We start from the raw sequence: 10205 nt of genomic DNA, 5'->3' as shown, positions 1-10205 counted from the left end.
AGTAAGCCATCTCTTGCCAGGGTACTCGGATGAATAGCGTGCAGCTTTTACGCGGCCAATTGCGGCCCGCGTTGATGGGATTGTTGATGGCTGTGGCCTGCGTCACAACCGTACGCGCCGACGATGGCGTGGCGCTCACCTCGGTCGATCAGGTGCCCGAAGGCGTCGAAGTGCGCGGCAAACAGGTCGCGGCCTACACCTGGGACGACAGCCAGGGCAAGAACCTGCTGGTGCTCGCCGAGCAGGTCAGCGAACGCGATGACGATGGCACCCAGTCGGCGTTCGTCTACGCGGCGCAGTACCTGCTCGCTGGCGATCATCCCAAGCGCGTGTGGATGCTCTACGACGATGTGCAGCATTGCCAGTTCGACGCCGCGCTGCGCTTTGACATGGCGGCCACCAAAGTCACCGACCTCACCGGCGACGGCATCACCCAGGCCACTGTGGGCTATTCGCGTACCTGCACCAGCGATGTCAGCCCGAATGAATTCAAGCTGATCATGCACGTCGGCAAAACCCAGAAGTATCGCCTGCGCGGCGTCGATCGCGTTGGCGCGAGCTGGTGGGACGAGGAGGCCGGCGCCTTGCGGGGCATGCCGCTGCCCAAGGATTGCAGCGTGGCGGCGCAACAGGCGCTGGTCAGTCAGTACAAGGAGCAGGGCACCGAGTTACCTCTGCCGGGCTGCTATGGCGATGAAAAGGACTTTGCCAAGGCGCCGGACAGCTACCTGGCGTTCATGCGCCAGCACTGGTTCGCGCTCATGCAGAAGCAGGACACCGAGTGGAGTCAATCCCAGACCCAGCCTCAGCCCGACGACCCTACCGGGGATGACGAAACGGCCCCGTGATTTTGTGCCAGGGCCGGTCCTGCGCTAGACTCGGCCCTCGCCAATTCACTAAATACCTCGATTAAACAATGGCTTGATCGAGGTATTTAATCCAAAGGCTGATCTCCCTTGACTGAGTCTATCCGCAACCCGCTGACCCTTTATCTCACCCGCCTGGCGCCCTCCAGCCAGCTGACCATGCGTTATGTGTTGCAGGACGCCGCTGACCGCCTGGGCTTCGAAGACATCAACCTCGAAGACATCGACTGGCACCTGCTGCAGCCTGAACACGTGATTGCCTTGGTCGCCGCACTGCGCGAGGACGGCTACGCGCCCAACACCTCTTCGCTGTATGTGAATGCCGTGCGTGGGGTGATGAACGAAGCCTGGCGCATGAGCCTGATCAGCCAGGATCACCTGCTCAAGATGCGCTCGGTCAAGGCGGCTCCCGGTACTCGGCTGGGCCAGGGGCGCAATTTGCGTCGCAGCCTGATCCGCGAATTAATGGAAGTCTGCGCCGCCGACCCACGCCCACAGGGCCTGCGGGATGCGGCGGTGATCGGCATTTTGTATGGGTCGGGCATGCGCAAGTCGGAGTCGGTGAACCTTGACCTGACGCAGATCAACTTCGAAGAACGCAGCCTGCGCGTGACCGGCAAAGGCAACAAGGCGTTGATCAAGTACGCGCCCGCCTGGGCATTTGAAAAGCTGACAGCCTGGCTGGACTTTCGTCGCGAGCAGCTCAAGGACGGCGAGCAGGACGATACGTTCCTGTTCAACCGCATTCGACGGGGCAGCCATATCACCCGTGAGCGCATTACCAAACACGCGATTTATTACATCGCCCGTCAACGCGGCGAACAGGTTGGCGTGAAAATCATGCCGCATGACTTCAGGCGTTCGTTCATCACCCGGGTGATTGAGGAACATGACCTGTCAATTGCGCAGAAACTGGCTCACCACAGCAATATCCAGACTACCGCCAGCTATGACGTACGCGACGACAATGAACGGCGGCGGGCCGTGGACCGGTTTGATTTATAACTTCAGCCAAAAATGCGAGAGGGGGCTTGCTCCCGAAGACGCAGGGTCAGCGACTCACTGACTGACCCTCCGTTATCGGGAGCAAGCCCCCTTCTTTACTTGGTTGTGTACCAGGTTTAAAGGATTGGCTTGCCGCCGGTGACCGCGTAGCGCGAACCGGAGATATAGCTGGCTTCATCCGAGGCCAGCAACACATAGATCGGCGCCACCTCTACCGGCTGGCCGGGGCGACCCAGCGGGGTTTCGCTGCCAAAGCTCTGCACGTCTTTGTCAGTCATGGTCGACACGATCAGCGGTGTCCAGATCGGGCCCGGCGCCACGCTGTTGACGCGGATGCCTTTGTCACCCAGCAATTGCGCCAGGCCGCCGGTGAAATTGGCGATGGCGCTCTTGGTGGCGGCATAGGCCAGCAGCGTCGGCTTGGGCATGTCGGAATTGACCGAACTGGTATTGATGATCGAACTGCCGGCTTTCATGTGCGGCAGGGCGGCCTTGCAGATGCGAAACATCGCGGTGATGTTGATATCGAAGGTGCGTACCCATTCCTCGTCTTCGATCTCTTCCAGGGTTTCATGGGTCATCTGGAACGCGGCGTTATTCACCAGGACGTCAATGCGCCCGAACTGCTCGACGGTCTTGTCGACCAGCGCCTGGCACGTGGCCTTTTGCGCAATATCACCAGGCAGCAGCAGGCATTGGCGGCCCGCTTCTTCAACCCAGCGTGCGGTCTCCCTGGCGTCCTCATGCTCGTCCAGGTAAGCGATGGCCACATCGGCGCCTTCACGGGCAAACGCAATGGCGACTGCGCGGCCAATGCCGCTGTCGGCACCGGTGATCAACGCGATCTTATTGGCCAGCCGGCCCGAGCCCTTGTAGCTCTTCTCGCCGCAGTCGGGGTACGGGTCCATTTTTTTCTGGGAGCCGGGTACGGATTGGGCTTGTGGGGCGAAGGGTGGGCGAGGGTAGTCAGTCATCTCAGTCTCCATAGGTCTTTAAGGGTGCTATGGAGTTAGTAGTTTTGCCGGCGGCGATAGTTGTAGTGAATGTCGGGCGAGCCCGACGAATGGTTTCAGCCAGCCGCAGGCAAGAACTCAAGGCCTGGCAAATGCAGGGTTGGAACGAGCGCGGTCAGGCACTCGTACAGTTCACGCAACTTGGGTGAGTGGCGGCTCTCCCTGGGCCAGACCAGATAGTAGCCATCGCCCGAGGCGACGGCCGCTGCACAGGGCAGCCTGATCAGGCCGTCGCGCACATCGTTGGCCACCAGGTGCAGGTCGCCGATCGAGACACCATGGCCGCGCATGGCCGCCGAGATCGCCTGGTCGAGCGTATCGAAGACCTTGCCACGGTCCAGGTCGATACGCGCGTGAGACGGTTGGGCGGCCAGCCAGCGTCGCCAGTCCCGGCGATCGGCAGTGGGGTGGATCAGTTCGGCCTCGGCCAGGTCAGTGCCAACCCAGCCGGGCGCGCAAATGGGGATCAGCCATTCATCAAACAATTTGTGTGCGTGCACATCGGCGCCGAACTGACCGTTGCCGAGCAAAATCGCGCAGTCGTAAGGCTCTGCGTAAAAATCCACACTGTCGAAATCCATCCAGACACTGGCGAGCTGTATCGTCAGTTCAGGCGCGCTGAGCTTAAGGAGGTCCAGCGTGTGCAGCAGCCAGCGCATGGTCAGCGTCGATGGGGCCTTTAAACGTAAATCGCCAGTGCCTGCGCGGAAGGGCGCGCACGCTTGCTCGATGATGCGAAAGCCGACCTTGAGTTCCTGCGCGAGCCGTTCGCCCGCAACGGTGAGTTTCAGTCGAGGCCCATGGCGTTCGAACAAGCGGCAATCGAGGAGGCCCTCAAGGGTTTTGATATGGCGGCTAACCGCACTTTGAGTCAATGACAGGGCTTGCGCCGCGCGTGTAAACGAAGACGTACGGGCCGCCACTTCAAAGGCGCGCAGGGCATACAGCGGTGGAAGGCGTTCGGCCATGGGCGTCATTCATTGTGATTAATACTCATAGTAGGGCACAGGCTTTTACGTTTTTCAACGCGCGCGGCCTGGCGCAAGCTCGCACGCCTTACCTCACGAGGCGTTTTAGCGCGATGAATAGCTCGTTACTTCTGATTTACGTCTTCAGTGTGTTGGCCCTGATCGTCACGCCGGGGCCGGTGGTGGCGCTGATCATCAATACCAGCCTGCAATCCGGAAGCCGGCGCGCGCTGTTGACGGCAGCGGGCACCAACCTGGCATCGCTGATGCTGGCCCTGGTGGCGGTACTGATTTTGTCGGGGAGTTTTTCCGTCAGTCCAGGTGTGCTGAGCGCGATCAGCTTTCTGGGCTGCCTGTTCATTTTGTACCTGGCGGTCCAGGGGCTGCGTTATCCACCTGGGCAAGTTCCCCAGGCCCGCCGCGCGCGAAGCGGTATCAGCACGGGGTTTGTGGTGGGGATTTCCAACCCCAAGGACATCATTTTCTTCGTCGCCTTCTTCCCTCAATTCATCCACGTGGCTGACTCGTTCAGCGCCAGCGTGGCGTGGTTGACCGGGCTGTGGGTGCTTATCGACTTTATGGTGCTGGCGGGGTACATCGCCCTCGCGCGCCAGGCATTCGCGCTCAAATACCGCGTGGGTATCAATCGCGTGGCATGCCTGGTGCTGCTGGCCGTGGCCCTGATGGGAATCGTGCATTCAGGGCGTTGGCTGCTGGGATGACGAGGCGTATCAGCGCCGTGGAGAAGGCTGTAGATGTGCGGGCAAACGGCGCAGTGTCCACCAGGTGGTCAGCATTGCCGCGACTGCGCAGAGGGCGATGCCGATCAGCATCGGTGCCGGCGTGTGGTCGGCGTACAGCCCGATCAGGGTCATGGACACGGCAGCGGTGATCATCTGGATGGCGCCCAGCAGGGCTGACGCGGAGCCCGCGACGGCGCCGTGGTCCTCCAGGGACAATACGCCGGCCGCTGGCAACAGCAGGCCGAGAAAGCCGAAGCCGATAAACAGCAGCGTCATCATCACCGCCAGGTGATTGCCCCACAGCGTGGTGGCGGCCAGCAGCACCATGATCGCCGCCACCGCCATGACCGACCAGCGAATCACCGGCGCCAGACCAAAGCGCGCGCTCAGGCGTGCGGTCATTTGGCTCATGGCGAAGAACGACGCGGCATTGAGCGCAAAGCACAGGCTGAATTGCGTCGGCGTCAGGCCGAAATATTCGATGTACACAAACGGCGCGCTGCCGATGAACACAAAGAAGGTCGCCAGTCCAAAGCCGCTGACCACCGCCAAACCGATAAACACCGGGTCGCGCAGCAGTGCGCCGTAGCTGCCGATGGCGTCGCCCAGGGTCTTGCCCAATCGGCGTTCGGCCGGGTGGGTTTCCGGCAACTGCACAATGGTCATCACCAGGCACAGCACGGACACCACAGCCAGTACGGCAAACACTTCGCGCCAACTCCAGAGTGAAATCACCACGCTGCCGGCCAACGGCGCCAGGATCGGCGACACGCTCATCACCAGCATCAGCAAGGCCATCAGGCGCGCGGCTTCGTGGCCTGTGTACAGGTCACGCACAATCGCCCGCGGGATGACCATGCCGGCGCACGCGCCGAAGGCTTGCAGGGCGCGAAAGCCAATCAGCACTTCGATGCTCGGTGCCAGGGCACAGCCGACACTGGCCACGGCGAAAATCACCAGGCCGGCATAGATCGGCGGCTTGCGCCCGTACACATCGCTGAGCGGACCGTAGAACAGCTGGCACACGCCGATGATCATGAAAAACACTGTCAGGCTCATCTGCACCGCCGCCGGCGAAGCCTGCAGGCTCGCGCCCAGGGTGGGCAGGGCGGGCAAATAACTGTCGATGGCAAAGGGGCCGATGGCGGTGATCAACCCCAGCAACAGGGCGAGGTGGGCGATGCTTCGAGACATGGGGTGTTCCGGATGACGGCGAAAGACCGGCCAGCTTAGAGAGCCGCCCGAGGGGTTACAAGGTGGCGTTTACACAGGCGCTACATTTTTTGGCAGTGAGTCTGTCGCGACGGCCATTCGGGCTGACCATTGATCTTTGCGCTGAAAAATAGATTGAATATTCACACTTAATGTTATTTAAATAACAAAACAAAAGCGCCACGACCTGCCTGGTCGTGCTGCAACAAGGTGGAAGAGCAATGAGCAAGATCGCAGTCATCGGCAGCAATATGGTGGATCTGATTACCTACATCGACCGCATGCCGGCGCAGGGCGAAACCCTCGAAGCGCCGGGGTTTGCCCTCGGGTGTGGCGGCAAGGGCGCCAACCAGGCGGTGGCGGCAGCCAAGCTTGGGGCCGATGTGTTGATGCTGAGCAAGGTCGGCGACGACATGTTTGCCGACAACACCCTGGCCAACTTCCAGCGCTTTGGCATCGACACCCGTTATGTGCAACGGGTGCCTGGCGTTTCCAGTGGTGTGGCGCCGATTTTTGTACGGGCCGACTCCCATAACAGCATCTTGATCGTCAAAGGCGCCAATGCGTATTTGTCGCCGGCGGACATCGAGGCGGCGGCGGCTGATTTGCGTGGCTGCACGCTGATTGTGTTGCAGTTGGAGATCAACCTGCAGACGGTCTACTACGCCATCGAATTCGCCCACCGACATGGCATTGCCGTGCTGCTCAATCCAGCGCCGGCGCTGCCTGGTCTGGAGGCCGACTACCTGGCAAAACTGGACTTTCTGATCCCTAACGAGTCGGAGCTGGCGCTGATCACCGGCCTGACCGTGGACTCACCGGACTCGGCCCGCGTCGCCGCGCAAACCCTGGTGGCCAGCGGCGTTCGCCACGTCATCGTCACCCTCGGCGAGCAGGGGGCGTTGTACGTAGGCGAGGAGGGCACATTCCAGGTGCCGGGCCAGCGGGTTGTCGCCCGTGACACCACCGGTGCCGGCGACGCCTTTATCGGGTGTTTCATTCAGCACTGGACCCTTGACGGCGATATTCGCCATGCCATGGAGCAGGCCGTGGCGTATTCCGCGTGCTCGGTGACGGCGCTGGGTACGCAGACCTCCTATCCCGACAGCGAAGCGTTCACGCGCTTCCAGCAACAGCGCCAAGCCGTCTAACTCGGCTCCTTAATCCAGCCCGGAGAACAATAATGAACAAACCTGCGCTGCAACAGGCACCCGATGGGTTCTACCTGAACCGCACGCCCTGGTTCGCGTTTATTCTGCTGTGCAGCATCTTCGCGTTGTGGGCCGCGGCGGCGAGCATGAACGACGTGCTGATCGCACACTTCAAGAAAGCGTTTTTGCTCAGCGATTTCCAGACCGCCTTTGTGCAATCGGCGTTTTACCTGGGCTACTTTTTTGTGGCGATTCCGGCAGCGATGGTGGTGCGCCGCCTGAGCTACAAAAGTACGATCCTGATCGGCCTGTCGTTGTACATGCTGGGCTGTTTGCTGTTTTTCCCTGCGGCGTCGACGGCCAAGTACGGCATGTTCCTGCTGGCGCTGTTTGTGATCGCGGCCGGGCTGTCGTTCCTGGAAACCGCGTGCAACACCTACTCGACGTTGATGGGCCCACGGGAAACCGGGACGCGGCGCTTGAACATCTCGCAGACCTTTCACCCGTTCGGCGCCATGGCCGGGGTTTACGTGGGCAGCTTTGTGATGTTCAAGGACACCGATGCCACCACTGCACAGCTCAAGCAGATGAGTGCCACCGATGCGGCGGTGCAGCAGTTGCAAATGATCCAGTCCACGCTGTTGCCTTACAAGTGGATGATCGCCGTGCTGGTGTTGATGTTCATCCTGATCGCCATTACCCGTTTCCCGGCCTGCAAAGGCAACGCACCCGTCGACAACACCTCGGGCAGCTTGCGCAAAAGCCTGGGTCGGCTGTGGCGTAACCCGCGGTTTACCTTTGGTGTATTGGCGCAATTTCTGTATGTGGGTGCACAGGTGGGCGTGTGGAGTTTCACCATTCGCCTGGCCATGCAAATGGGCGGCATGAACGAACGCAGCGCTTCATGGTTTCTGCTGACCACCTTTGCCGGCTACTTTGTCGGCAAGTTGATCGCCAACCTATTGATGCGGCGTCTGCACCCGGCCAAGGTCTTGGCGATCTACGGGGTGCTGTGCATTGTGCTGCTGGCCTACACCATTCTGGTGCCGAATATTTCCGCGGTGTACGCCGCCGTCGGCGTGAGTATTTTTCTCGGTCCGTGCTGGCCGACCATTTACGGCCTGACCATCGATGGCCTGGGTGAAGACACCGGTGTCGGCGGTTCATTGCTGGTGATGAGCATTGTTGGCGGCGGGGTAATTCCGATCTTCCAGGGCCTGTTGTCCGACGCCAGCGGTGGCAATATGCAGCTGGCCTACAGCGTGCCGCTGCTGTGCTTTATCGTGATTGTGATGTACGCGGTCAAATGCCTTCGCCAGCCGGGCGCGTTGCCCTCAAATGCAGCCGCGGCGGTGGCCTCATGAATACGCGTATCCCGTTGTACCGGGCGGTGTTTGCTGAGCAGGAAAGGGTGCTTTTGCAGTCTGAGGATTTCAAGGTCAGCGCCTGGACTTATCCGTCCGGCGTGCTGGCGGTGAGCATGGAGAACAGCCGTGGACGTCTGGTCGTGTTGCCGTATCAAGGGCAGATGATCTGGTCGGCCGTATTTGACGGCTGCGACCTGACCATGCGCAACTTGTTCGACGAGCCCCGGCCAAGCCCGACGGTCATCGACACTTACGGCTGCTTCATGTTTCACAGTGGCCTGTTGCGCAACGGATGCCCAGCGCCGGATGACACGCATGCCTTGCACGGCGAAATGCCCTGCGCGCCCATGGACACGGCCTGGCTGGAACTCGGCGAGGGCTTTGTGCGCCTGGGCGGCTCGTATCAATACGCCAAGGGGTTCGGCGATCGCTACCGGGCGAGCCCGAGTGTGACGCTGCGCGCCGACTCAGCCTTGTTCGATATCGATATGGACGTGACGAACCTGGCCGGCAAGCCGATGGACCTGATGTACATGGCCCACATGAACTACGCATACGTGGACGGCGCGCGATTCGTCGAGCCACTGGGCATGCAGCGCCTGCGCCTGCGAACCAGTGTGCCGGACCACGTCAAGCCGACGCCGGACTGGAGCGCCTACATGGCGCAACTGGCCGAGCATCCAACCCAGTTGGCCAGCCTCGACACGCCTGCGCTGTACGACCCTGAAATCGTGTTTTTCTTCGACGACGTGGGCACAGACGCCACCGGCTACGCGCATTTTTTGCTGGACCATCCTGCAGGTACAGCGTTCTACACCCGTTACCGCCCCGAACAATTCGCACACGCGGCACGCTGGATTCTGTACACGCCGGATCAGCAAGTGGCGGCGTTCGTGCTGCCATCGACCTGCGAACCCGAAGGCTATAACGCCGAGAAAGCCAAAGGCCACGTGCGCTGCCTGGCGGCCGGGGCCAGCGCCTCGTTCAGCGTGACCACCGGTTACTTGAATGCGCAGGAACGCCAGACATTATTGGGTTAGATCAGCAGCTGCGCGCCGCTGGCCTGGATGACTTCTTTATAGGCGCGGGGGATTTTCTTGTCGCTGACCACGTACTGGAAGTCTTCCAGGTTGGCGAAGTGAGCGGTGCGCACCGTGTCGAACTTGCTGAAGTCGGCCAGCAACACGCGTTGCTGGGCCTGGCGCAGAACCTTTTGTTTGACCTCGACTTCATTGAAGTTGAAGCACGTCACGCCGAACGCCTGGCTGACGCCGGCGGCAGTCACGAAGGCCCAGGTCAGGCGCACGCTGTCGAGGATGCTGCTCTCGGCGCTGCTTTCAAAGACCTGGTTCTTTCGGTGAAAAGTACCGCCGCACAGCACGATGTGGCAGTTGGCTTTGTTCTGCAGCCTGAGCAGCACGTTCAACGAACTGCATACGGCGGTGAACTCCAACTCATCGGGGATGAAATCAATGACAAAGGGCGAGGTGGTGCCGCAGTCGAAAAACACCGTGTCGCCCGGTTGTATCAGCCGCGCAGCGAGTTTGCCGATACGGCGTTTCTCCTCGACGTGGCGCGTGTCCTGGTCGGCTACGCGGTAATCGCTGGCCTCGCTGCTGACCCGGGTGATGTAGCCGCCCAACAGGCGCACATGCTCGGAGAAGTGGTTGAGGTCGCGGCGCAGGGTCATCTCGGACACCTCCAGCAGCGCAGCCATTTCCCGCAGGTGGATGGCGTTCTGGTCCTGCAAAGCTTGTTGGATAAGCTTGAGTCGCTCGGCTTTTTTACTGTCCACGCGTATTCCAGGGCTTGATTGTTGGTGTTAGATAAGTAACATTTAATGATATTATTGTAACGTATAAATGTGGGCATTGTGACAA

The 10205-nt window shown here is 60.6% G+C and carries 10 protein-coding genes; 6 read left to right on the top strand and 4 right to left on the bottom strand.

Going from position 1 to position 10205, the window contains the following annotated elements; genetic code table 11:
- The first annotated feature begins 29 nt into the window (after positions 1–29).
- Both FPT15_RS10910 and xerC read left to right on the top strand, forming a co-directional pair.
- Positions 30–848 (top strand): M949_RS01915 family surface polysaccharide biosynthesis protein, encoded by an 819-nt coding sequence (locus tag FPT15_RS10910; protein ID WP_145160788.1) that lies wholly within the window; start codon positions 30–32, stop codon positions 846–848.
- A 108-nt stretch (positions 849–956) separates the two neighbouring features.
- Entirely contained in the window at positions 957–1871 is a 915-nt protein-coding gene (gene xerC, locus FPT15_RS10905) for a tyrosine recombinase XerC (RefSeq protein WP_145160786.1), read from the top strand.
- 116 nt (positions 1872–1987) lie between these two features.
- On the opposite strand, the gene FPT15_RS10900 is transcribed toward xerC, so the two are convergent.
- Together FPT15_RS10900 and FPT15_RS10895 are read right to left on the bottom strand one after the other, a co-directional pair.
- Positions 1988–2845 (bottom strand): SDR family oxidoreductase, encoded by an 858-nt coding sequence (locus tag FPT15_RS10900; protein WP_145160784.1) that lies wholly within the window; start codon positions 2843–2845, stop codon positions 1988–1990.
- Between the two features lie 95 nt (positions 2846–2940).
- On the bottom strand, positions 2941–3852 hold the full coding sequence (locus FPT15_RS10895; RefSeq protein ID WP_145160782.1) for a LysR substrate-binding domain-containing protein: 912 nt from the start codon (positions 3850–3852) through the stop codon (positions 2941–2943).
- Between the two features lie 113 nt (positions 3853–3965).
- On the opposite strand from FPT15_RS10895, the gene FPT15_RS10890 reads away from it, so the two are divergent.
- Positions 3966–4574: a LysE family translocator gene (locus FPT15_RS10890; protein ID WP_145160780.1), complete on the top strand. Its 609-nt coding sequence runs from the start codon at positions 3966–3968 to the stop codon at positions 4572–4574.
- Between the two features lie 9 nt (positions 4575–4583).
- Here the strand turns inward: FPT15_RS10890 and FPT15_RS10885 are convergent, their stop codons facing one another.
- Entirely contained in the window at positions 4584–5789 is a 1206-nt protein-coding gene (locus FPT15_RS10885; protein WP_145160777.1) for a multidrug effflux MFS transporter, read from the bottom strand.
- Positions 5790–6028: 239 nt separating this feature from the next.
- Here FPT15_RS10885 and rbsK point away from each other — a divergent pair, with 239 nt between their 5' ends.
- From rbsK to FPT15_RS10870, 3 genes are read left to right on the top strand one after another with little or no spacing between them, the layout of a single operon-like run.
- Positions 6029–6958 (top strand): ribokinase, encoded by a 930-nt coding sequence (rbsK, locus tag FPT15_RS10880; protein ID WP_145160775.1) that lies wholly within the window; start codon positions 6029–6031, stop codon positions 6956–6958.
- Between the two features lie 32 nt (positions 6959–6990).
- Entirely contained in the window at positions 6991–8322 is a 1332-nt protein-coding gene (gene fucP, locus FPT15_RS10875) for an L-fucose:H+ symporter permease (protein WP_145160773.1), read from the top strand.
- Entirely contained in the window at positions 8319–9365 is a 1047-nt protein-coding gene (locus FPT15_RS10870; RefSeq protein ID WP_145160771.1) for an aldose 1-epimerase family protein, read from the top strand. The genes fucP and FPT15_RS10870 overlap by 4 nt, the downstream gene beginning before the upstream one ends.
- On the opposite strand, the gene deoR is transcribed toward FPT15_RS10870, so the two are convergent.
- Positions 9362–10120: a DNA-binding transcriptional repressor DeoR gene (gene deoR / locus FPT15_RS10865; RefSeq protein WP_145160769.1), complete on the bottom strand. Its 759-nt coding sequence runs from the start codon at positions 10118–10120 to the stop codon at positions 9362–9364. The two genes, FPT15_RS10870 and deoR, sit on opposite strands and share 4 nt — an antisense overlap.
- Between the last annotated feature and the right edge of the window lie 85 nt (positions 10121–10205).

This window comes from Pseudomonas sp. RGB, from assembly GCF_007713445.1.
In the GTDB taxonomy this organism is placed as follows: domain Bacteria; phylum Pseudomonadota; class Gammaproteobacteria; order Pseudomonadales; family Pseudomonadaceae; genus Aquipseudomonas.
Note: the sequence above shows the minus strand (reverse complement) of the source record. Positions and strands in the feature narration are given on the sequence as shown.